At 70.9% G+C, this 22,005-nt stretch carries 19 protein-coding genes; 6 read left to right on the top strand and 13 right to left on the bottom strand.

The window, feature by feature from the left end; genetic code table 11:
* The first annotated feature begins 134 nt into the window (after positions 1–134).
* Together IQ210_RS17520 and IQ210_RS17515 are read left to right on the top strand one after the other, a co-directional pair.
* Positions 135–1,778, top strand: coding sequence for a 2-isopropylmalate synthase (locus tag IQ210_RS17520; protein ID WP_194079929.1), 1,644 nt, complete (start codon positions 135–137; stop codon positions 1,776–1,778).
* Positions 1,779–1,911: 133 nt separating this feature from the next.
* Positions 1,912–2,136 carry a hypothetical protein gene (locus tag IQ210_RS17515; protein WP_062717586.1) on the top strand — a complete coding sequence of 75 codons (225 nt, stop codon included), beginning with the start codon at positions 1,912–1,914 and terminating at the stop codon, positions 2,134–2,136.
* A 275-nt stretch (positions 2,137–2,411) separates the two neighbouring features.
* Here the strand turns inward: IQ210_RS17515 and IQ210_RS17510 are convergent, their stop codons facing one another.
* Together IQ210_RS17510 and IQ210_RS17505 are read right to left on the bottom strand one after the other, a co-directional pair.
* Positions 2,412–2,624 carry an EF-hand domain-containing protein gene (locus IQ210_RS17510; RefSeq protein ID WP_194079928.1) on the bottom strand — a complete coding sequence of 71 codons (213 nt, stop codon included), beginning with the start codon at positions 2,622–2,624 and terminating at the stop codon, positions 2,412–2,414.
* 51 nt (positions 2,625–2,675) lie between these two features.
* Positions 2,676–3,590 (bottom strand): helix-turn-helix domain-containing protein, encoded by a 915-nt coding sequence (locus tag IQ210_RS17505; RefSeq protein WP_194079927.1) that lies wholly within the window; start codon positions 3,588–3,590, stop codon positions 2,676–2,678.
* Between the two features lie 50 nt (positions 3,591–3,640).
* Here IQ210_RS17505 and IQ210_RS17500 point away from each other — a divergent pair, with 50 nt between their 5' ends.
* Entirely contained in the window at positions 3,641–4,309 is a 669-nt protein-coding gene (locus IQ210_RS17500) for a GNAT family N-acetyltransferase (protein ID WP_194079926.1), read from the top strand.
* Here the strand turns inward: IQ210_RS17500 and IQ210_RS17495 are convergent.
* From IQ210_RS17495 to IQ210_RS17465, 7 genes are all read right to left on the bottom strand, one after another.
* On the bottom strand, positions 4,263–4,874 hold the full coding sequence (locus IQ210_RS17495; protein WP_194079925.1) for an ADP-ribosyltransferase: 612 nt from the start codon (positions 4,872–4,874) through the stop codon (positions 4,263–4,265). The two genes, IQ210_RS17500 and IQ210_RS17495, sit on opposite strands and share 47 nt — an antisense overlap.
* Before the next feature lie 75 nt (positions 4,875–4,949).
* Positions 4,950–6,128, bottom strand: a complete 1,179-nt coding sequence (locus tag IQ210_RS17490) for a YncE family protein (RefSeq protein ID WP_194079924.1) — start codon at positions 6,126–6,128, stop codon at positions 4,950–4,952.
* Positions 6,128–6,895 carry a polysaccharide deacetylase family protein gene (locus IQ210_RS17485; RefSeq protein WP_194079923.1) on the bottom strand — a complete coding sequence of 256 codons (768 nt, stop codon included), beginning with the start codon at positions 6,893–6,895 and terminating at the stop codon, positions 6,128–6,130. The genes IQ210_RS17490 and IQ210_RS17485 overlap by 1 nt, the downstream gene beginning before the upstream one ends.
* A gap of 20 nt (positions 6,896–6,915) precedes the next feature.
* Positions 6,916–7,419 carry an ATP-binding protein gene (locus IQ210_RS17480; RefSeq protein ID WP_059198166.1) on the bottom strand — a complete coding sequence of 168 codons (504 nt, stop codon included), beginning with the start codon at positions 7,417–7,419 and terminating at the stop codon, positions 6,916–6,918.
* A gap of 300 nt (positions 7,420–7,719) precedes the next feature.
* The gene (locus IQ210_RS17475; RefSeq protein ID WP_194079922.1) at positions 7,720–8,487 is read right to left on the bottom strand and encodes an enoyl-CoA hydratase/isomerase family protein; all 768 of its coding nucleotides are present in this window, start codon (positions 8,485–8,487) and stop codon (positions 7,720–7,722) included.
* Positions 8,488–8,566: 79 nt separating this feature from the next.
* Positions 8,567–9,811 carry a L,D-transpeptidase gene (locus IQ210_RS17470; RefSeq protein WP_194079921.1) on the bottom strand — a complete coding sequence of 415 codons (1,245 nt, stop codon included), beginning with the start codon at positions 9,809–9,811 and terminating at the stop codon, positions 8,567–8,569.
* A gap of 167 nt (positions 9,812–9,978) precedes the next feature.
* Positions 9,979–11,196 carry a L,D-transpeptidase gene (locus tag IQ210_RS17465; protein ID WP_194079920.1) on the bottom strand — a complete coding sequence of 406 codons (1,218 nt, stop codon included), beginning with the start codon at positions 11,194–11,196 and terminating at the stop codon, positions 9,979–9,981.
* 150 nt (positions 11,197–11,346) lie between these two features.
* On the opposite strand from IQ210_RS17465, the gene glgX reads away from it, so the two are divergent.
* The 3 genes from glgX (at position 11,347) to IQ210_RS17450 (ending at position 18,294) form a co-directional block, all read left to right on the top strand.
* Positions 11,347–13,590: a glycogen debranching protein GlgX gene (glgX, locus tag IQ210_RS17460; protein WP_194079919.1), complete on the top strand. Its 2,244-nt coding sequence runs from the start codon at positions 11,347–11,349 to the stop codon at positions 13,588–13,590.
* A 75-nt stretch (positions 13,591–13,665) separates the two neighbouring features.
* Positions 13,666–16,761, top strand: coding sequence for an NACHT domain-containing protein (locus tag IQ210_RS47900; protein ID WP_194079918.1), 3,096 nt, complete (start codon positions 13,666–13,668; stop codon positions 16,759–16,761).
* Between the two features lie 129 nt (positions 16,762–16,890).
* The gene (locus IQ210_RS17450) at positions 16,891–18,294 is read left to right on the top strand and encodes a sulfatase family protein (RefSeq protein ID WP_194079917.1); all 1,404 of its coding nucleotides are present in this window, start codon (positions 16,891–16,893) and stop codon (positions 18,292–18,294) included.
* Here the strand turns inward: IQ210_RS17450 and IQ210_RS17445 are convergent.
* Genes IQ210_RS17445 through IQ210_RS17430 form a run of 4 tightly spaced genes read right to left on the bottom strand, consistent with a single transcriptional unit; the run spans position 18,291 to position 21,867 of the window.
* Positions 18,291–18,920 carry a response regulator gene (locus tag IQ210_RS17445; protein ID WP_194080027.1) on the bottom strand — a complete coding sequence of 210 codons (630 nt, stop codon included), beginning with the start codon at positions 18,918–18,920 and terminating at the stop codon, positions 18,291–18,293. The two genes, IQ210_RS17450 and IQ210_RS17445, sit on opposite strands and share 4 nt — an antisense overlap.
* Positions 18,921–18,942: 22 nt before the next feature.
* Positions 18,943–20,172: a sensor histidine kinase gene (locus IQ210_RS17440; protein WP_194079916.1), complete on the bottom strand. Its 1,230-nt coding sequence runs from the start codon at positions 20,170–20,172 to the stop codon at positions 18,943–18,945.
* 25 nt (positions 20,173–20,197) lie between these two features.
* Entirely contained in the window at positions 20,198–20,932 is a 735-nt protein-coding gene (locus tag IQ210_RS17435) for an ABC transporter permease (protein ID WP_194080026.1), read from the bottom strand.
* A gap of 29 nt (positions 20,933–20,961) precedes the next feature.
* Positions 20,962–21,867 carry an ABC transporter ATP-binding protein gene (locus IQ210_RS17430; RefSeq protein WP_194079915.1) on the bottom strand — a complete coding sequence of 302 codons (906 nt, stop codon included), beginning with the start codon at positions 21,865–21,867 and terminating at the stop codon, positions 20,962–20,964.
* Positions 21,868–22,005 lie beyond the last annotated feature (138 nt).

Here is a 22,005-nt window from a genome sequence, read left to right as displayed (position 1 = left end):
GCGTACCTCCCATGATCTTCCGTGGTCTCCTTCTTCTCGGCTGCCGCGGCGGGGCCTGACGCGACCGGCACCCCGCCGCGGGCGCCGTGCTGCCGCCGGTCTCTTCCGACCGAGCCGAAGGAACCGCCGAATCCATGACCAGCGTCTGGAATCCCCAAGCGCCCAGCCCCATGCCGTACCACCGCTACCGCCCCTACGACGAGCGCGTGAACGTCCCCGTCACCGACCGGAGTTGGCCCTCCGCCCGCATCGAGCGCGCCCCGCTCTGGGTCCCCGTGGACCTGCGTGACGGCAACCAGGCGCTGGCCGAGCCGATGGACATCGCACGCAAGCGGCGCTTCTACGACCTGATGGTCGCGACCGGCTTCAAGGAGATCGAGGTCGGCTATCCGTCCGCCAGCCGCGCGGAGTTCGACTTCGTACGGCATCTCGCGACCGAGGACGCCGTGCCCGACGACGTGACGCCGGTGGTGTTCACCGCGGCGCGGGCTGATCTGATCGACCGGACCTTCGACTCGATCGCCGGGCTGCCCCGCGCGGTCGTGCATCTGTACATCGCCACCTCCCCCGTGTGGCGGGACGTGGTCCTGGGCCGGGGCCGGGACGAGGTGCGGCGGACGGTGCGGGAGGCGGCCGAGCACATGGCGCGGCGGGCCGAAAGCGGCGCCGTCCGCTTCCAGTTCAGCCCCGAGACCTTCAACCTCACCGAGCCGGACTTCGTGCTGGAGCTCTGCGACATGCTGACCGCGCTGTGGGACGCGAGCCCGGACCGCCCGGTCACCCACAACCTCCCGGCGACGGTCGAGATCGCGACGCCGAACGTGTACGCCGACCAGATCGAGTACGTCCACCGCAACCTGTCCCGGCGCGACTCCGTCATCCTCTCCGTCCACCCCCACAACGACCGCGGCACCGGCGTCGCCTGCGCCGAACTTGCGGTCCTGGCGGGCGCGCAGCGCGTCGAGGGCTGCCTGTTCGGCAACGGGGAGCGGACCGGGAACGTCGACCTGGTGACCCTCGCCCTGAACCTGTACGCCCAAGGGGTCGACCCCATGCTGGACTTCAGCGACATCGACCATGTCAAGGAGACGGTCGAGCACTGCAACCGGCTGCCGGTGCATCCGCGCCACCCCTACGCCGGCGACCTCGTCCACACCGCGTTCTCGGGCACGCACCAGGACGCCATCAGCAAGGGCCTCGCCCATCGCGCCGCGCACCCGGACGAGCCCTGGAACGTCCCGTACCTGCCGATCGACCCGGCCGACATCGGCCGCTCCTACGAGGCGGTGATCCGCGTGAACTCCCAGTCGGGCAAGGGCGGAATGGCGTACCTGCTGAAGACCCACCACGGCATCGACCTGCCGCCGCGCATGCGCCCGGACTACTCCCGGGTGGTGCAGGAGGCCACGGACGACAGCGGGCGGGAGATGACGCCGAAGGAGCTGTACGACCTGTTCCGGGCGACGTACGTCGTCGCGGACGGCGAGGTGGCGCTGGAGACCTGGTCCACCCAGCCGGACGGTTCCGGCCGGCACCGCTTCGTCTGCACCCTGCGCGCCGGCGACCGGACCGGCGACTACGAGGGCACCGGCGCGGGTCCGGTGTCCGCGTTCGTCGACGCCCTCGCCGGCGCCGGCTTCACGGTCCGCGTCCTGGACTTCACCGAGGACGACCACTCCGCGTACGCCGAGGTGGAGGTGAACGGCCGCACGGCATGGGGCGCCGGGGAGACCGCGACGGCAGCGGTGCTCTCCGCGGTGAACCGGGGGCTGCGGTGACGGAGGTACTGCGCGCGGAGGGGGTGGAGGTCGTACGGGAGGGGCGCCGATCTGCGGATCGGGTGGACAGCTAGCAATAGCTAGGAGATGCTAGTCGGTGCCGCCAGTACTCGTCGAGCAACCGGGAGCCGCAATGCAGACCCAGGACACCAAGCAGCTGAACGTCCGCCTCCCTGCCGAACTGGTCGACAAGGCCAAGGCCATAGCTCACGAGCGAGGCATGATGCTCTCCGGCTACATCCGCACCCTCATCGAGCGAGACCTCGAGGGCAAGGAGACCCCGGACGAGACGGTGCCGCCACACGTCCTGGCCGCCGCCAAGGCCTTCGCCGAGGCGTTGGAGGCAGGGCGCCGCTGATGGAACTCACCGTCGACCTGCGCTGGGCCCTCGTCATCGCGGACCAGCTCACCGACGGGCCGACGCCGACAACGCCTGGAGAGCGGCCACACTCGCGGCAACCGTGGCGCAGTTACGGCCCTTCGCCTGCCGCAACAACGAGGTGGCCGCCCTCTACGCCTACGCTTCATGGCGCACGCCGGCGAGTCGCTTGCCGTCGCAACGCCCGCACCACATGACGAAGGGGGCGCCCCGGAAGCCTCAGCCGGCTTCTCGGGCGCCCCCTTCCGCGTGCGTCACTTGCTCAGGTACGTCCAGAACTCGTCGAAGGAGAGCACCTTGTCGCCGTTGAGGTCACGGGTCTTGATGATCACCTCGGCCACCGACTCGGTGACGTTCCAGTCGCCCTCCTGGGCCAGGGCGGTCTTGAACTCGGCCGCGGTGATGACGCCGTCACCGTCCGTGTCGATCCGCTCGAACTGCTTGCGTGCCTCGTCGATGTCGGCCACCGATCCGCCCCTTTTCGTCGTACCTTGCTTGGCTTGTTGCCGGAGGTCAGATTAACCGGCTGTCCGAGCGCGCAGAGCGGCGACCACCCACCCGAACTCCGCCTCGTACGCCGCCTGCGGTCCGAGCCCCGCCACCGTCGCCCACAACTGCCGGTACCGGGCCAGCCGCACGTTGGTGCCCGCCTCGAGCCGCGTCAGCACCTCGGCCGGGTCCGCGTCGCCGAGCAGCCCCCGCAGCCGGTCGGCGGCCTCGGGCGCCTCGGGCGCGACACCCCGCTCCAGCGCGTCCCCGGCGAGCTGCACCAACCTGCTCATGAACCACAGCGAGGTGCCCGCGGGCACGTCCGGGCCGCGGTCCGCCGCGTTGAACTCGATCATCCTGCGCATCAGCACCCGGAACTCCGGGTCCTGCATCATCTCGGCGATCTCGACCCACGCGTCGACCTGCTCGGGCGTCGGGTCGTCCGGCAGGTCCGTAGGGGCGTACCGCAGCCGCTCGCGGATGTCGGGGTCTGCGGTGTCCAGCCCGTCGAAGATCTCGGTCGTGAAGTCCTCGACGATCCGGGCCCGTTCGGCCGCCGACAGCCGTGCCAACTTGTTCATCAGGGTCATCTCCTCTGCGGTCGAACCGCGTCGCGCCACGGTCGACAGCACCGCCCGGGTCACCTTGAGCGACCGGATCTGCGCGTCCAGCGCCGTCACATGCGCCGCCGCCACCTCCGCGACCGTCCGCTCCCCGTCCAGCACCTTCCGTACGTCGTCCAGGCCGAGGCCCAGCTCGCGCAGGGTGCGGATCAGCTCCAGGCGGGCGGCGCACGAGGCGTCGTACAGCCGGTACCCCCCGGTCGAACGGGTCACCGGCACGAGTACGCCCTCGTCGGACCAGTAGCGGATGGTCCGGACCGTCAGGCCCGTGGCCCGGGCCAGCTCGCCGATGGTGAAAAGTCCGGTGCCGTCGTCGATCATGTGTGTGAGTCTGGGCCTTCCAGTGGGTGGAGACTCAAGGGGCGGGTGCGGTGGAGACTCTCCGGGACATTCTCGACGCGGCGGCCCGCGGGGTCTTCCCGCCGGCGGACGGCCGGACGACCGTCGTCCCGCAGCACTCGGCCCGGGACGCGGGCGTCCTCGCCTTCACCGCGCACTCCGTCGTCTTCACCGACGAGGATCCGGAGTGGGTGCACGAGACGCTGCGCGGCCTCGACTGCGATCCGCTCGCCGCGACCATGAACCCGCGGTTCCTGGCGGCCTTCCTGGAGCGGACGGGGCGTAGGGCCGAGACCATCGACACGATGCTGGTCGGCCCGCCCCTGCCCGGCGAACCCCCGCTCGCACTGACGGAGATCGAGGACGCCGACCATCCGCGGATCGTCTACGCCCGCGGCCGCCGCGACGATGTGCGGGCCTGGACGGCGGAGGGTGGGGTGCTGGTCATGGGGCGCGGGGTAGGTGGGCGCCTTGAGGTGTCGGTCGAGGTCGACGACGGAGTACGGCATCGGGGGCTGGGGCGGCTGCTCGTGGGCGCCGCCCGGCATCTCGTCGCCGAGCCGCTGTGGGCGCAGGTCGCGCCGGGGAACGCCCGCAGCACGCGGGCGTTCCAGGCGGCCGGTTACCGGCCGGTGGGCGCGGAGGCGCTGCTGCTCAGTGCCAGGCCTCGTAGTGCGGGTTGCTCTGACAGCCGCTCATGATCTCGACCTTGGTGGTCTTGTTCACGGGGCAGACGCCGATGATGTACTTCCGGGCGATGCCGCCGGGGAAGGCGACCTCGACCTGGTCGGCCCACTTGTGGGTGTCGCCGATGGTCTTGTTCACGTCCACGCCGCCGGGGGCGTCGATGTAGTAGTTGTAGCCCGACTTCCACCACGTCTTGTAAAGGTCGTGGTCGTAGGTCGTGGAGACGTACGGGGAGGGCTGGTTGATCAGGACGTACTTCTCGATGTCGTACTGGCCGTTGACGACGTCCTTCGGCTTGAAGCCCTCCGCGAAGACGATCTCGGGGCCGCGGCCGTCACTGCGGTAGAGGGTGCCGCAGCTCTTGCGCCAGACCGGCTCGGGGGTGATGCGGCTGACGTCGACGCTGCGGTCGGCTGCGGCCTTGATGGGGTCGTCGAACTGGACCTTGCAGTCGGGGGTCGTGGGGGCCTTCGTGGGAGCGGTGGCCTTTGCGGGAGCGGTGGCCGCCGTGGTCGCGAAGACGGCGGCGAGGGACAGGACGGCGGCAGCGGCACGCCGCCGCAGACGAGTGGTGATCATGGGAGCACCATCCCGGCCCGGACGTGGCGGGTTGGGGATCTTCACTCGTGCGGCGGCGTGTCAACTGACCGAAGATCAGCGGAAGATGCCGGTGTGGCCCAGTGAGTAGCGGCCGGGCTGCGGGTAGACGGCGAGTCCGTGCGGTCCGCTGCCGACCTTGATCCGGGCCAGCTGCTCGCCGGTGCGGGTGTCGATGGCGTAGACCTCGGCGTCGTAACGTCCCGACAGCCACAGCACCTTGCCGTCCGCCGAGACGCCGCCCATGTCGGGGCTGCCGCCGTCGGGGAGGTGCCACTTCTTCGTCACCTTGTCCTGCGCGAAGTCCCAGACGGAGATGGTCCCTTCGCCCCGGTTGGAGACGTACATCTCGCGCGAGTCGCGGCTGACGTAGAGGCCGTGGGTGCCCTTGCCGGTGGGGATGAGCCGGGGCTTGTCGAACTTGTCGCCGTCGAGGACCCACATGCCGTCGGCCATCATGTCGGCGACGTAGAACCGCTTGCCGTCCGGCGAGATCTTCACGTCCTGCGGCATGGCTCCGCGGAAGGGGAGCTTCTGCTGTCCGACGACCTTCATCTTCTCGGTGTCGACCTTCAGCAGTTCGCCGCTGAACTCACAGGAGACGATGAAGTACCGGCCGTCGAGGGAGAAGTCGGCGTGGTTGACGCCGTAGCAGGTGACCGGGACGGTCTTCTTGCGCTCCATGGTGTGCGGGTCGCGGAAGACGAGTTCGCGGTCGAGGGAGGCCATGACGACGGCGTACTTGCCGTTGGGCGTGAAGTAGAGGTTGTACGGGTCGTGCACCTCGACCGGCTTGCCCGCCTTGCCCGTCCTCGGGTCGATGGGGGTGAGGGTGTGGCCGCGGTTGTTGTTGACCCACAGCGTCTTCATGTCCCAGGAGGGGACGACGTGTTGGGGCTGGCGGCCGACGTGGATCGTCTCGATGATCCGGTACGTCTTGGGGTCGATGACGGAGACCGTGTCGGACTCGGTGTTGGGGACGTAGACGCGGGACGGGAAGTCCTTGACGACCGGGGAGAGCTTGTTGGGGCGGTCGGCGGCATAGACGTCCTGCGGGTCGAGGACCGGTGGCATGCCGGGCAGCCCCTGGACGGGCTTCTTCTTCGGCGGCGCGGGAACGGCGGCCTGGGTGGGGGTGTGCTTGGGCGCGGCGTGGTCGCGGGTTTCGGTGCCGCAGGCGGCGAGGGCGGCGAGGACGGCCCCCGCGGCCAGGGTCTGCTTCACAAGGCGGTGCATCAGCTGAACAGCTCCGTGGTGGTCACCGCGGCCAGGCCGCGGCGGTCGAGTTCTTCCAGTACGGCGGGGAGGGCGGCGACCGTGTCGGCGTACCCGAAGTGCAGGCTCACCACGGACCCGTTCCGGACCTCGCCGAGCACCTTGCGGGTGATCGCGGGGGCGCCGGGGGAGGTGAAGTCCAGGGAGTCGACGTCGTACGACAGGACGTGCGGGTAGCCGACGCGGCGGGCGAGCCGTTCGACGAGCGGGGAGGCCCGGGCGGCACGCGAGGGGCGGAACCAGCTGCCGATCGAGCCGGTGAGCCTGCGCAGCCGGTCGGCGCAGCCCTCGATCTCGGCGAGCGCGTCCGCCTCGGACATGTCGTTGACGCCGAGGTGGTGGAGGGTGTGGTTGCCGAGGTCATGGCCGCCGTCGAGGATGCGGCGGGCGAGCTCGGGGTGCTCGTCGAGCCAGGTGCCGACGGCGAGGACGGTGAGGTGGGCGCCGCGTTCCTCGGCCGCTCGCAGCAACGCCGTGGCGGTGGCGGGGTCGCCGTAGCCGTGGAAGGTGAGGGCGACGCGGGGGCGGGCGCGGGGGCCGTGGGTGAGCTGGGCGGGGCGGCCGGGGAAGCGGCGGGGGCCGGGGGCGGGGGGTTTCGCCGAGGGGCCGGCGGACTTCGAGGGGGCCGGATGAGCGACGGCACCACTGGTGGCACACCCGGCGGTGAACGCAAGCCCGGCGGTGGCACGGAGCACGGCCCGACGATCGGTAGTGGTCACTCGCCCCATTTAAGGGCGGTTTGCCCCGACTACCGATCAGCGACCCGCATCTCGAACCACGTCGTCTTCCCGCGCGGCAGCAGATCGACGCCCCAGCGGTCGGACAGCTTGTCCACCAGGAACAGTCCCCGCCCGCTGATGTCCATCTCCTGCACCGGCATCAGACACGGCAGCCCCCGCGAGGGGTCGCGCACCTCGACGCGGATCCAGCCCCGTCGGCGGCGCATCCGGAGGCCGAACACCCGCGCTCCCGTGTGCCGGACCGCGTTGCCCACGAGTTCGGAGACGAGTAAGACGGCGTCCTCGGTCATCTTGGGGGTGAGTCCCCACTGGCGGAGCACGACCACCTGGGTCAGTCGCCGGGCCGCCGCCGCGGACTCGGGGCGGGACGGAAGCGGAACCTCCGCCTCGGTGGGGTTCCCGAACAACTCCAGCGCCTTCTGCGCGTGTTCGTCCTCGACCGTCGGCGACCAGCGCGCCGCGGTCGCACGGCCGTGTCCCCGCGGCTGTTCGATACCCTCCAGCCCCGCCATGCCCCCATCATGGCCGCCCCGGACGCCCTCCGGGGCCGTTCCTGCCGAATACGCCCCCCGGAATCCACCATTCCGCAGTTTCCGATCGGCATATGCCAGCGGCAGTTCAGGGCCGTCGACAGCCCGTCTGACCTGCGATGGAGGCTCGGTTGGTGGCAATCGACGGTCCCCCTCGACAAGGCAGGCTTAAGGTTGCCTTAAGGCTCCCATAAACCGCCCCATCGAGGGACCCGGATCAGACAGCCCGTCAATTGCAAGTGATTCGGGGAAGTTTCACCGTCGGCTTCGTCACGCCGGCCCTCAGAGGAACTTCGCCTTCCCGGGGCCCTCCTCGACGAAGCTGCGCATGCCGATCTCGCGGTCGGCGGTGGCGAACAGGCCCGCGAACCAGTTCCGTTCGACGGCGAGTCCGGTGTCGATCTCGGTCTCCAGACCGGTGTCGATCGACTCCTTCGCGGCCCGCAGCGCGATCGCCGGCCCCTGCGCGAGCTTCGCCGCCCACGCGCGCGCCTCGGTGTACACGTCGGCGGCCGGGACGACACGGTCCACCAGGCCGAGCTTCTCCGCCTCGTCGGCCTTGACCATCCGGCCGGTGAAGATGAGGTCCTTCGCCTTGGACGGGCCGATGAGCCGGGCCAGGCGCTGGGTGCCGCCCGCGCCCGGGATCAGGCCGAGCAGGATCTCGGGCTGGCCCAGCTTGGCGTTGTCGGCGGCGATCCGGAAGTCCGCGCACAGCGCCAGCTCGCAACCGCCGCCCAGCGCATAGCCGGTGACGGCCGCGACGACCGGCTTGGGGATGCGGGCCACGGCCGTGAACGAGTCCTGGAGGGCGCGGGCGCGCAGGACCATCGCGGTGTGGTCCATGGCCTGCATCTCCTTGATGTCCGCGCCGGCCGCGAACACCTTCTCCCCGCCGTAGATCACCACGGCCCGCACGTCCTCACGACGCGTCGCCTCCTCGGCGAGCTCCTTGAGCCGGTCCTGCGTGGCGACGTCCAGCGCGTTCATGGGCGGACGGTCGAGAAGAATGGCGCCGACGCCTTCGGCGACTTCGAGATTCACGGTCATGCAGGCAGGTTAACGTGCGCTAACGACAACGGCCCCGGTGCAGTAGCTCACACCGGGGCCGTACGTCAGCGTCGTACGACTACTTCTTCCACTCCGCCCAGGACATGTTCCAGCCGTTGTAGCCGTTGTCCGGGGCCACCGTGGCGTCGTTGGAGTGCTTCACGACCACCACGTCGCCGATGATCGAGTGGTCGAAGAACCACGCGGCCGGCGCGGAGCGGTCGCCGCCGCCGCGGTTGTCGCGCAGGCCCACGCAGCCGTGGCTGGCGTTGTAGTTGCCGAAGGCGTCGCCGCCCCAGTAGTTGCCGTGGATGAAGGTGCCCGAGTTGGTCAGGCGCATGGCGTCGGGGACGTCCTTGATGTCGTACTCGCCGCCGTAGCCGACCGTCTCGCCGTTCATACGGGTCACCCGGAGGCGCTCGCTGATGACCATCTGGCCGTTCCAGGTGTCGTAGCCGGGCTTGCCGGTGGTGACGGGCAGGGTCTTGATGACCTTGCCGTCCTGCATGACCTTCATCGTGTGCTTCTTGGCGTCCACGATCGAGACCTGGTTGCGGCCGATGGTGAAGGAGACGGTCTTGGCCTGCTTGCCGTACACGCCGTCGCGGCCCTCGACGCCGTCGAGGTTGAGGTCGACGGTGACCTTGGTGCCCTCGGCCCAGTACTCCTCGGGGCGGAAGTCGAGGCGGTCGTTGCCGAACCAGTGGCCCTCGACGTCGACGGCCGGCTCGGTCTTGATGCTGATGGCCTTCTCGACGTCCGCGGGGTTGGTGATGCCCCGGGTGAAGCGGATCGAGAAGGGCATGCCGACGCCGACCTTCGAGCCGTCCTCCGGCGTGAAGTTGCCGATGAAGGTGTTCTTCGGCGTCAGGGTGGTGAAGCTGGAGTCCTCGGCGGCCTCACGGCCCTCGGAGTCCTTGGCGACCGCGTGCACCGTGTACTTGGTGGACCCGGCCAGGTGGGTGGACGGCGTCCAGGAGGCGCCGTCGGCGGATATCTCGCCGTCGACCTTGTCCCCCTTGGCCGTCTTGACCTCGACGGCCGTCAACTTGCCCTTGCTGGCGCTCACCTTGAGGGCGCCGCTGGTCTCGACGGACTTGGCGCCGTCCTTGGGCGCGATGGCGACGACGGCCACCGACTGCTTGCTCTCCGCGGTGCTCGCGTCCTCGCCCTTGCCGGCGCCGGGCTTGCCGTCCGAGTCCCCGCCGCCTCCGCCGCACGCCGTGACGGCGACCAGCATCACTCCGGACACCACGGCCATCCAGCCCTTGCGCCGCCGCACGCGTGCGTCAACCGACGCCCCCGATATCGGTCGCACGTTCAAAGTGTTTCTCCCCTCGCCGGGCCCGGTCCAGGCCCGCAACCCCCTGCGCGTCCCGCGCACTCGGCGCATATTAACCGCAAGATCCCGGCCGTCGGCGGGGTGCGATTGTCACCGTTCGGTCCCAACCGCGCCCCCTGCACCGCCCGTCGACCCGGCCCCCCACCTGGTTACTTCACCGCGCTGCCCGTCTTCCACTCCTTCCATCCCATATTCCATCCTCCGAGGCCGTTGTCAGGAGCGACCTTTTTGTCATTGCTGTGGACGACCTCGACGACGTCGCCGATGAGGCTGCGGTCGAAGAACCAGCCCGCGGGGGTGTCCGAACTGCCCCCCTTCACATCCCGCAGGCCGACACAGCCGTGGCTGACATTGACCTTGCCGGGGGCGTCCGGCGCCCAGTAGTTGCCGTGCAGGAAGGTGCCGGAGTCGGTCAGGCGCATGGCGTGCGGGACGTCGGGGATGTCGTACTCGCCGCCGAAGCCGACCGTGCGGCTGTTCATGCGGGTCACTTCCAGCATCTCGGTGACGACCATCTTGCCGTTGTAGGTCGTGGTGCGGGGGGCTCCGGCCGTGATCGGGACCGTGGCCAACAGCTCACCGTCCCGTCTGACCTGCATGGTGTGCTTGGCGGCGTCGACGAGGGAGACCTGGCTGCGGCCGACGGTGAAGGAGAACGTCTTGTACTGGAGGCCGTAGACGCCGGGGGCGCCCTCGACGTCCCGTAGGCGCAGAGCGACGGTGACCTGGGTGCCGGGCTTCCAGTAGTGCTCGGGGCGGAAGTCGAGGCGGCCCTTGTCGAACCAGTGGGGGCGGATCTCGACGGGGGGTTTGGCGGTGACGTGGACGGCACGTTCGACGGCGGCGCGGTTCTCGATGTCGCGGTTGAAGGTCAGGGAGACGATCATTCCGGTGCCGACCGTGGAGCGGTTCTCCGGGGTGACGTAGCCGATGAAGCGTTCGTCGGGGACGTAGGTGGTGAAGGTGGTGTGCCGGGCGGAGCGGCGCCCGTGGCCGTCGAGGGCGACGGCGTCGACGGTGTACTTCGCGGCGAGGGCGAGCCGCGTCTCGTCGGGCTCCCAGCGCAGGCCGTCCTCGGAGATGTGGCCGGGCACCGGGGTGTCCTGCGCGTCCTGGGACTTGACGACCTTCACCGACTCCAGCCGGCCGCTGGGCACGCGCACCCGCAGCCGGCTGTCCTGCTCCACGCCCTTGCTGCCGTCGTCCGGGGTGACCCGGATGACGTCCTCGGGTGCGGGCGGTTTCCCGAACCCGCCGAGGTCGAGCCCGCCGGACCCCGAAGTGCAGCCGGCCAGCAGTCCTGCCCATGTCAGTACGGCGGCCAGAGCGGCCCCTGCGCGCCGAGCGCGCCTGTGTGCATGCCTCACAGGGGGTCCAACGATCAGGCCCGCCCTGGGGAAACGTGAGTGCGAGCCTAGCTCTGGGCAGAACAGTGGGGAGGACGACGCGATGGGGAGCCGCGGCCGGGACGCCGTGCGCCCTTTTGACGTCGTTCCGCGAGCCGTGGGAGGCCTGAGGTGTCCAGCGCAGCCGAGCAGGAGGCGGTGGCCGACGACGTACGGCCGGCTGCTGTGAACGGTGCGCGGCGTGTGCCGTCGGCGCCGGCCGTGCCCGTGTGGCCGGGTGCGCCCGTGCCGTTGGGGGCCCGGTTCCGGGTGGGTCCGGACGGGGTCGCGGGCACCAACTTCGCGTTGTGGGCGGGCGGCGCGGAGGGCGTGGAGCTGTGTCTCTTCGACGAGCGGGGCAAGGAGACCCGGGCCCGGCTGACCGAGCTGACGCACGAGATCTGGCACGGGTTCGTGCCGGGCGTGATGCCCGGGCAGCGGTACGGCTATCGGGTGCACGGGCGCTGGGACCCCTGGACCGGCGGCCGCTGGAACCCGGCGAAGCTGCTCCTCGACCCGTACGCCCGCGCCGTGGACGGCGACTTCAGCCTGCCGCCCGAGGTGTACGGGCACGTCCGTGACTGGCCCCAGCAGCAGGTCGCGGACACCGTGCGGGACGAGCGGGACTCGGCGCCGTACGTCCCGAAGGGCGTGGTCGTCCACGACGACGCCCCCGACGACGAGTGGGCGGACGACCGGCGCCCGAAGACACCGTGGGCGGACTCGGTCATCTACGAGCTGCATGTACGGGGGTTCACGAAACTGCACCCCGGCATCCCCGAGGAACTCCGGGGCACGTACGCCGGGTTGGCGCATCCGGCGGCCGTCGAGCACCTCACGAAGCTGGGCGTCACGGCCGTGGAGCTGCTGCCGGTGCACCAGTTCGCCCATGAGGACCATCTGCTGCGGCGCGGGCTGAAGAACTACTGGGGCTACAACTCCATCGGCTACTTCGCCCCGCACGCCGCCTACGCCGCCTCCGGCACCACCGGCCAGCAGGTCGGCGAGTTCCGGCGGATGGTGCGCGCGCTGCACGAGGCGGGCATCGAGGTCATCCTCGACGTGGTCTACAACCACACGGCGGAAGCGGGTGAGTTGGGCCCGACGCTGTCGCTGAAGGGCATCGACAACCGGGGCTACTACCGGCTCCAGTCGGACGCCCGCCGGTACGCCGACTACACGGGCTGCGGGAACACCCTCCACGTCGTACAGCCGCACGTCCTGCGCCTCATCACCGACTCGCTGCGCTACTGGGTCACCGAGATGGGCGTCGACGGCTTCCGTTTCGACCTGGCGGCGGCGCTGGCGCGCTCGATGCACGACGTCGACATGCTGTCGCCGTTCCTCGCGGTGATCGCGCAGGACCCGGTGCTGCGGCGGGTGAAGCTGATCGCCGAGCCGTGGGACGTGGGGTCGGGCGGCTATCAGGTCGGCGCCTTCCCGCCCCTGTGGACCGAGTGGAACGACCGTTACCGCAACGCCGTACGGGACTTCTGGCGCGGCGCGCTGCCGGACGTACGGGACCTGGGGTACCGCCTGTCGGGATCCAGCGATCTCTACGCCTGGGGCGGGCGGCGCCCGTACGCCTCGGTCAACTTCATCACCGCGCACGACGGTTTCACGCTGCGCGACATGGTGTCGTACGAGCGCAAGCACAACGAGGCCAACGGCGAGGGGAACCGGGACGGTTCGGACGACAACCGGTCGTGGAACTGCGGGGCCGAGGGCGAGACGGACGAGGAGCGGGTACGGGCGTTGCGGCGGCGCCAGTTGCGCAACCTGCTGACGACGCTGCTGCTCTCGACGGGCGTGCCGATGCTGGTCGCGGGCGATGAGCTGGGCCGGACACAGCGCGGGAACAACAACGCGTACTGCCAGGACAACGAGATCAGCTGGCTGGACTGGGGGCTGCTGGAACAGCCGGGCTGGAAGGCGCTGTTCGAGCTCACGTCCCGCCTGATCGCACTGCGCCACCAGCACCCCGTGCTGCGCCGCCGCGCCTTCTTCTCGGGGCGGGCGCACTCCGCGGACGGGCTGCGTGATCTGGCGTGGTTCACGGCGCGGGGGACGGAAATGACGGAACGGGACTGGTACGCGCCGGCGGCCACACTCGGCATGTACCTCTCCGGACGGGACATCCCGGGCCGCGACGAGCGCGGCGCCCCCGTCCTCGACGACAGCTTCCTCGCCGTCCTGCACGCCGGCGACCGCCCGGCGACCTTCGTACTGCCGGAACCGCCGTGGGCGGAGCGGTACGAGGTGGTCGTCGACACGTCCAGGGAGGAGCAAGGGGAGGCGCCGGGGGTGGTGCATCGGGCGGGGGCGGCGATCACGGTGCCGGCGCGGGCGGTGTTGTTGTTGCGGGTGGCCGACTGAGCAGTCGCCCCTTCTCCAACTGCCTTCGTGGACAATGCCGTTCATAACGTGCGACCCAGCCGGTAGCCTCGCTTCGTGAGCGGACAGATCCAGACTCTGGCGGGGTCCGTGATCGGCGCCGGCATCCTGGCAGTGGTGTTGTTCGTCGCCCGCCCGTACTTCACGACCTTGTCCAACGAAGCGGCCAACGCGACGCCCCGTGCCGTGCGCAGGCTGTACCGGCGCCTGCGCCCGGTCGGGGGGCGTCGGCTCAGGCGCTATCGCGACCAGGTCCGGGTCGAGAACTCCTGGGTGCGCCTCGGTCTTTCGCAGAGCGACCGGGACGGCGACGACGGACGGGCGCCCGGGCTCCGGGAGGTCTACGTCCCCTTGCACTGCGTGCAGGGTGGCGGCCGCTCCGACGCCGCGACCCTCCTGCTCGGCCACCGCCGCACGGTGCTGCTCGGAGACCCCGGGGCGGGCAAGACCCTGCTGCTCAAGCACGAGATGCTGGAGTGGGCGGACGGCGAGGACGACAGGGTCGTACCGGTGATCGTCGAGCTGCACGCGTGCAACCGCAGGAAGGACTCCTTCGAGGAGCTGATCACCGAGAAGTTCCAGCAGGCGGGTGTCTCCACCGCCGCGGACATGGTGGACACCCGTCTGGACTCCGGTGGGCTGCGGGTGTTCTTCGACGGGCTGGACGAGGTCGGCACCGAGGAGTTCGAACACGTCGTCCGCCGCCTGCACGACTTCGCCGTGCGACACCCCGACTGCGACATGGTCGTCTCATGCCGGACCGCGGCCTACGACCAGCAGTTGCAGGACGTGTTCGACCAGGAGATCCGGATCGCCGAGTTCGACGACGCCTCGATCCTGCGCTTCCTGTCCAAGTGGCCCGGTCTCACCGATCAGGTCACGGCGGCCAGGATCTTCCAGGCGCTCCAGGGGGACCCGGAGCTGATGGTGCTGGCGCGCACCCCGTTGATGCTCACCCTCATCGCCTATCTCCAGTCCGGCGACCGCCCGGAGAGCGTCGGGCCGCTGCCCAACTCCCGTGCCCGCTTCTACGACATGGCGGTGGCCCACCTCCTGGACCGGGACCGGCTGCTCAACCGCAGCGAGTCGATCGGGACGTACCACGCGGGCCGCAAGACGCTGGTGTTGCAGCGGCTCGCCCTCCGTCAGCTGAGCGAGTCGTCGGCACGCGGGGATCAGCAGGAGATCGGCCGCGCCCAGTTCGAGTCCGTCATCGAGGAGTTGCTCCCGGGGTTCGACCTGGACCGCAGCCCCCATCTCCAGGGAATGCTGCGGGAGATCGTCAGCCGCAGCGAGCTGATCAAGGACATCGACCGCGGCCGCCACTACCAGTTCACCCACCTGACGCTGCTGGAATACCTGGCCGCCTGCGAACTGCGGTCGGACGAGGCGCGGTTGATGGACCACTACCGGCGGGACCCGAAGCCCTGGCGGGAGACCGTGCGCATGTGGTGCGCCGTCACCCGTGGCTCCTGCACCGGCGTGGTGCGCGAGATCTTCGACAGCGCCGACCTGGGACGCAAGGTGCTCGCCCTGCAGTGCCTGGCGGACGCCGTGCACATCGAGGAGGCCCTGGCCGAGGAGATCCTGGACTTCTTCCTGCGGCACCTCGGCGGTGCGGGCGACGCCCAGGGGGACATCGCGAAAGGGCTCGGCACGCTGGCGGCCAGCAGCAGCCCTCGGGGGCGGCGGGTGCGGGAGGCGCTCGCCGAGACGGTTCGGGGACCGGCCTCGCCGCGACGCACGGCGGCACTGCGGGCCCTGACCGTGTCCGGGCGCCAGGAGGCGGCCCAGGTCCTGGCACGGCAGCCCGACGACGAGGCCCGCGCGGCACTCCAGGCGATGGGCGACGTGGCGGTGCCGGCGCTGGCGTGGTGGGCCGGGCAGGGCGAGACCTGGGCGGTCCGCTCGCTCGGTGCGGTGGGCACACCGGCCGCGGCGCTGCGACTGGCCGGGCTGCTGTGGAGCGGGCACCCGGTCGTCTACCCCACCGTGCGGGCGGCCGCGTGGAACCTGGCCTCGCTGATGCTCAACCCGGACGTGCGCGACGCGCTGAGCGAGTGGACGCCGCCCGCCGACCTGCCCCGCGACCAGCAGTACGGGTGGCTGTGGGACGGGTTCCCGTACCCCGGCGCGCTGCGAACCGTCGCGGCCCGGGTCGCCTGGCTCATCGACTGCGGCCGGCTGGACGGCCACCCCGCCTCCGATCTGGCCAACGACATGGAACCGGCCGCGGGTGTCGGGGCGATCCATCCGCACATCGGCATTCCCCTGTTCGCCTGCGCCCCCTTCCGCTGGGGGCGGCTGCGCAGCACGGACGCCACCTGGCGCGAGGTCGACAGCCTGCTCCTCGCGGGCTGGGAGACGCTGGAGCTGCCGTCACACTTCTTCCCGCTCAGCGCCGTGGACCGCAGACGGCTGTGCGAGATGGCCTTCGAGAGTCCGGCGGCGGCGTCGAGCCGTGGCAGACAGGTCCTGGAACCTCTGCGCGACGCCCTGCTGCGGATCCACGGCGTGCCGGTGACCCACCAGGCCGTGCTGCGGGCCCTGCCCTGGCCCGTGCAGGTGGAGCTCGTCAGAATCCGGTTCGGCGCGAAGATCCGCTTCGGTGCGCGGTTCCGGGACACCGCGCAGGATCTGCGGAACCGGTGGTGCCAGGTGCACGTACGGCCGGCCCGGCCCAGGGTGTCGACCGCCGTGGCCTGGGCCACGGGTGGCCTGCTGGCCGCGCTCGCCGTGGGAATCGGCGGCACGCGCCTGGTGTCGTCGGTCGTCGGCCAGGAGCCGTTCGGCCTCGCGCCGTGGGGTCCCAAGGGCGTGACCGTCGCGGTGCTCCTCGTCATCGTCATCGCGGCGGGAGTGCTGTTCGTCGGGTTCGGTCCCGTGGCGAGCCCCGACTGGGACGACGAGGTGCCGCTCGGCGCCCTCGCCGTCGAGATCGTCGCCCTGCCCTACCTCCTGTGGGTCGCCCTGGCCACCGGCAGGGACCTGACGGGTGGCTGGCGGATCCCGGTCCTCACAGCCATCGCACTGACCGGCTGCTGCGCCGCCGCGAGCCTGCTCACCGAGCAGGCCAACAGGAAGCGGAACAACCCCTTGCGGGCCCCGCTGTCCGCGCAGCCGGACCTCGCCCCGTGGGCGACTGCTTCCTGACGCACCGAGGGGCGGGCGGGGACAGCGTTTCAGGTGCGTGAACTCCCCGCCGGATTCCTGGCCAAGGCACGGACCCGCTGATCAGACTGGTGCCATCCCCCTTCCCGTGCCCCTGTGCGAGGACTCCGCATGCCCGAAATCTCCCGCCGCGCCTTCGGTGGTCTCGTCGGTGGTGGTGCCGTGACCGCTGTCGCCGGTACGGCCACCGCCGCCGAGGCCGCCTCCGTCGAACGCCCCTTCAAAGCCAGGCCCGGGGCCGTGAGCCGGCGTCCCAACATTCTTGTCATCCTCGGTGACGACCTCGGCTGGGCGGATCTCTCCTCCTACGGTGCCCCGCACATCAGGACACCGCACCTGGACCGGCTGGCCCGGCAGGGGGTGCGGTTCACCGATGCCTACTCGGGGTCGGCGACCTGCTCCCCCACCCGGTTCAGCCTCTACACCGGCCGCTATCCGGGCCGTACGCCGGGCGGGCTGGCCGAGCCGATCGGCAACAGGACGCAGGGGCTGGACCCCGACCACCCGACCCTCGCCTCGCTGTTGAAGAAGGCCGGTTACGCCACCGCCCTCATCGGCAAGTGGCACTGCGGCTGGCTGCCCGACTACAGCCCGACCAAGTCGGGTTGGGACGAGTTCTTCGGCAACCACGGCGGCGTCCTGGAGTACTTCTCGAAGCTCGGCCAGCTCGGCGACTACGACCTCTACGAGGGCGACGCCACCTACAAGGACCTGCGGTACTACACCGAGGTCCTCACCGAGCGGGCCGTCGAGTACGTCGGCCGGAAGCACGACAGGCCCTGGCTGCTGAACCTCAACTTCACCACCCCGCACTGGCCCTGGCTCGCGGAGGGCGACGAGGAGACCGGCGCCGAGATCGCCGCGAAGATCCGGGCCGCCACGTCCCAGGCGGAGGTCGTGGCCGCGCTCAACCACTACGACGGCGGCTCGGTCGAGAAGTACGCGGAGATGGTGGAGTCCCTGGACGCGGCCGTCGGCGAGGTGCTCGCCGCGCTGCGCCGCGCCGGGCAGGAGGAGAACACGGTCGTGGTGTTCGCCAGCGACAACGGCGGCGAGCGTTACTCCTACAACTGGCCTCTCAGCGGCGAGAAGTTCGTCCTCCTGGAGGGCGGCATCCGCGTCCCGACGATCGTGCGCTGGCCCGCCCGCATCGACGGCCACCAGGTCAGCCACGAGCCCAACTTCTCCCCCGACTGGACGGCGACCCTGCTGGAGTTCGGAGGCGCCCGCCCCGACCCGGCGTACCCGCTGGACGGCACGAGCCTCGCGGGCTACCTGCTGCGCGGTGAGGAGCTGCCGGAGCGCGACCTGTTCTGGCGGGTGCGGGCCAACCGGGCGCTGCGGCGCGGCGACTGGAAGTACTACCAGGACGCGGACAAGACCGACCACCTCTACAACCTGGCCGCCGACGCCCGCGAACAGGCCGATCTCGCCCCGGACGAGCCCGAGTTGCTGGCAGAGCTGAAGGCGGCGTGGGAGAAGACGGCCGCCACACTCCTGCCGTACCCCGGCTAGCCGAGAATCCCCCGCTGGTACGCCGTCGCGACCGCCGCCGCGCGGTCGTTGACGCCCAACTTGGCGTACAGGTGGGTGAGATGGGTCTTCACGGTCGCCTCGCTGATGAAGAGTTCGCGGGCGATCTCGCGGTTGGACGTGCCCTTGGCGACGAGTGCCAGCACTTCGCGTTCGCGGGCGGAGAGCGGCTCGTTGCGGGGCGTCCTGACCGCCGACACCAGGCGGGAGGCGACCGCTGGTGACAGGACCGTACGGCCCTGGGCCGCCGCGCGGACCGCGGTGAACAGCTCGTCGCGCGGGGCGTCCTTGAGCAGATAGCCCGTCGCGCCCGCCTCGATGGCGGGCAGGGTGTCGGAGTCGGTGTCGTACGTCGTCAGCACCAGGACCTTGGCGCGGGCGCCGCGGCGGGTCAGCTCGCGGATGGCGTCCACTCCCCCGCCGCCCGGCATGCGCAGGTCCATCAGGATCACGTCCGGGTCGAGGGCGGCGGCGCGCTCCAGAGCCTCCACACCGTTGGACGCCTCGCCGAGGACGGTGAAGCCGGGGGCGTTGTCGAACATGCCGCGCAGACCGTCCCGTACGACGGGATGGTCGTCGACGATCAGCAAGGAGACCTCGTCGTTCATGGCGGAGTCGGTCATGGCGGGGTCAGTCATGGCGGACCAACGGTACGCGAGCCGACAGGGCCGTGCCGTGACCCGGTTCCGACTCCACCGTGAGGGAGCCCGCGATGCGTTCGGCGCGGGCGCGCATGCCGGCGAGGCCGAAGCCGCCGGTGCGGGTGCGGGCGGGGACCGCGGCGGGGTCGAAGCCCCGGCCGTCGTCGCGGATGTCGAGGATGACCTCGTCGCCGAGGTAGGACAGGGTGACGCCGACGCGGTCGGCCCGGGCGTGCCGGGCCGCGTTGGACAGGGCCTCCTGGACGATCCTCAGCAGGGTCGCCGCGACCTCGTCATGGAGTTGCTCGGCGGTGCCGGTGACGGTGAACTCGGCGCGTACACCCGTCCGTTCACCCCATTCGGCGACCGTCTTCTTCAGGGCCTCGGCGAGTCCCGCGTGCTCCAGCGCCACCGGGGCGAGGTTGTGCACCGAGCGGCGGGCCTCGCCGAGGCTGTGCCGGGCCAGGTCGGAGGCGCGGGCCAGATGGGTGCGGGCGACGTCCAGGTCCGGGGCGCCGGCGACGACCTGGAGCTGGGCGATGATGCCGGTCAGACCCTGGGCGATGGTGTCGTGGATCTCGGCGGCGAGCCGCCGGCGTTCGTCGGCGACACCCGCTTCCCGTGCTTGGAGGAGGAGTTGGGCGTGAAGGGCGGCGTTCTCGTCGAGCGCCTGCTGCAACGCCTCGATGGTGGCGGCGCGTTCGCGGGAGCGCTGCTCCTCCTGGTAGGTGAGGTGGGCGACGGCCATCAGCAACGCGTTGTTGGCGACCAGGAGTCCGCCGAACACCGCCACCTGGCCCCAGCTGCGGAACGGCAGCCCGCCGGACTGCGAGCCCGCCACCACGATCGAGGTGGCGAACAGGCCGAGCCGCTGCCGCCGCACCCCCGGGATGACCTCGTCGGCGTCGAAGTAGCCGGTGATCGCGTAGAACGCGAAGAACGGGTTGATCCAGGTGAGGACGAAGGCGATGGCCCAGCGCAGGACGTAGTAGACGACACCGCGCCGGGAGGGGGTACGACGGCCCCGGCGGGGTCCGTGCCACAGCTGGAGCACGAGCGCGGCCACCACCAGGACGCCGGCCGCGTACCACTCGGCGGGCCCGGTGATCAGCCCGCCGGTGGCGGCCGACAGGAAGGTGCCGATGGCGAGCAGCCCGTAGGGGCCCCAGGTGTGGAACTGGTTCCAGCGCCGCTCGATCTGTTCGTCCGCCGCGGTCATGCCCTCAGTCTGCACGGCGGAGCGCCTACTCCCAGCGGAACCAGCGCGCGGCGCCGGCCGTGAGCAGGACCGTCCAGGCGACGAGGACGCCGAGGTGGGTCCAGCCGATCCAGTCGCCCGCCGCGGCCCGGTTCAGCGCCTCGGCGGCCGCCCCGAACGGGGTGTACCCGACGATCCGCGCGAGGACGTCCGGCATCGTCTGCACCGGCGCCCACAGGCCCGCGCAGAACATCGCCGGGAAGAACACGGCGGACCCGACGGCACCGGCGATCTTCGTCGTCCGGGACAGCGCGCAGACGACGGCACCCAGCGCGAGGGACACGAGGACGGCCAGGACCAGGGCGAGGAGATAACCCGCGGGCTGCTCGGGCAGTCGTACGTCGAAGGCGAGCCGCCCGACCGCGAGGGCGAGCAGCGCGGAGGTGAGCGCGGCGCCGCCGAACACCGTCATCTGGGCGGCCAGCAGCGCCGAGGGCCGTACCGGAGTGGTGGCCATCCGGCGCAGGATGCCGCGCTCGCGGTAGCCGGTGAGGGTCTGCGGCATCGCCTGGAGGCCGCCCACGATCAGGCCGAGCAGCACGGCGACGGGGACGTACACGTCGATGGTACGCAGCCCGCCGAGGTCGGCCTCGGGGTCCCGGAAGGACGGGATCGAGCCGAGGATGACCAGGAGCAGGGTCGGGAAGAGCAGGATCCAGAAGAGGGCGCCGGGTTCGCGGCGGAAGAGGCGGATCTCGGTGCGCAGGACGGCGGAGTTCATGCCGCGGCTCCCCTTCAGTACGGCGGTGCTCATGCCGCTGCCTCCTTCGTCAGGTCGAGGAACGCGTCGTCGAGGGTGGCCTCGGTGACGCGGAGCTGGTGGGCGGTGATGTGGAGCCGGGCGAGGAGGGTCAGTACGGCGCTGACGGTCTCATCGGTGCCGGACAGGGTGACGCGGCCGTCGTGGTGCTCGACGGAGGCCAGCGCGGGGAGGGCGTCGAGGTCAGCGTCGTCCAGCGGGGCGGAGGGCGTGAAGCTGATGACCGTTGCCCCCGCCGAACGCCGGATGAGACCGGCCGGGGTGTCCAGGGCGGCGACCCGGCCCTTGTCGATCACTGCGATCCGGTCGCACAGCCGCTGCGCCTCCTCCATGAAGTGCGTGACGAGGAGGACGGTGACGCCGTTCGCGCGGATGTCCTCGATCAGGTCCCAGGTGTCGCGGCGGGCGCGCGGGTCCAGGCCGGTGGTCAGCTCGTCCAGGACGACGATCCTCGGGTTGCCGATGAGCGCGAGCGCGATGAACAGGCGCTGCTTCTGGCCGCCGGAGAGCTTCGCGAACCGGGTGGTCAGCCTGCCGGTCAGGCCGAGGCGTTCGGCGAGGGGCCGCCAGTCGGCGGGGCGGGCGTGGAAGGACGCGTACAGCTCCAGCGCCTCGCGGACGGTGAGCTTGGCCTGGAGCTCGCTCTGCTGGAGCTGGGCGCCCAGGACGCGGGCGACCTTCTCGTGGTCGGCGATCGGGTCGAGGCCGGTGACGCGGACGCGGCCGGCGTCGGGGACGCGCAGCCCCTCGACGCACTCGACGGTGGTGGTCTTGCCGGCCCCGTTCGGGCCGAGGACGCCGAAGATCTCGCCCTCCTGAACGGCGAAGGAGACACCGTCGACGACGGGCCGGCCGCCGTAGGACTTGCGCAGTTCGCTGACTTCGATGACGGACATGGCATCAGCGTCGCGGGACGCGGGGTGCGCGCACATCGGCCGTCGCGCTCGAACGCGCATCAGCCGATCGGTTGATGCCGTCGTACGACCCCTCGAACGCGCAGGTCGTAGGACCAGCGCCCGACCCCGGTCCGGCCA

Source organism: Streptomyces justiciae (assembly GCF_015163075.1).
GTDB lineage: Bacteria > Actinomycetota > Actinomycetes > Streptomycetales > Streptomycetaceae > Streptomyces > Streptomyces justiciae.
The sequence above is the reverse complement of the archived record's forward strand: the minus strand, read 5'-3'. Positions and strand labels throughout refer to the sequence as shown.